Source organism: Halobellus sp. EA9, assembly GCF_051195055.1.
GTDB classification, from domain to species: Archaea; Halobacteriota; Halobacteria; order Halobacteriales; family Haloferacaceae; genus Haloquadratum; species Haloquadratum rubicundus.
In genome coordinates this window covers 1-706 of record NZ_JBNTJW010000047.1, presented here as the reverse complement: position 1 = coordinate 706, position 706 = coordinate 1, and the positions used below count along the sequence as shown (strand labels likewise).

The 706-nt window shown below is 61.5% G+C and carries 1 protein-coding gene; it reads right to left on the bottom strand.

Annotated features, from left to right (window positions below; translation table 11 throughout):
• Positions 1-706 (bottom strand): transposase (locus tag ACQUQ0_RS17580; RefSeq protein ID WP_435187053.1); only part of this gene is annotated, 706 nt, incomplete at both ends.

Sequence of the window (706 nt, the reverse complement as noted above, 5' to 3'; positions counted from 1 at the left end):
CCAACGTGTCGTCGAGAGCGTGATCAATCCACTCCCGGAATACCTCGAAGCGGAACCAGACGGGTAGTGCTCGCCCGCCGCGTCGCGGCGTGGCGAGCACGCCCCATCGGACAATCACCCAGAGGTTCCGTAGCAGGAAGCTCACGAGGATGAATAACAACCGAACGGCTGGATCGGTTGTGCTTGTCCGCGCACGCGCTTCACGCATCGTTCGAAACGCTGTCTCGATGGCTGATCGTTTCTGGTAGAGAGCTTCGACTTCCTTCGGCGTGCGATCGGTCAGATCGCACGCCACGTAGGCCCGCACCAGCAACCCGTGTTTGCCTCGGTTGCCTTGTTGATAGGACACACAGACCGCGAGCGGGAAGCGCAGTTCCCGCTCGCTTCCGTTGTACATCACGTACTCCGTCCAGTAGGAGACCGACGTGTCCAGTTTCTCGGCCATCTGTTTCCCACGGCGGACGATCGGAAGAGCGACTGGTGCCACGGCATCCAGTCGCTCGATTGATGCACCGTTGTAGAAGCCGCGGTCGGCGAGAAGTCCAGCCACGGTGAACGGTAGGGCCGCGACGTGGTCGAGCAGTCGCTCGACCGCGTCGCTCGTCGGTTCGTCACCACGGACAGGAGTGACTGCGACGACAAGTGGTTTAGCTCGACAGAGGACGAATCCAGCGAGGTAGCGATGGCACTTGCTGGTGCCATCGCG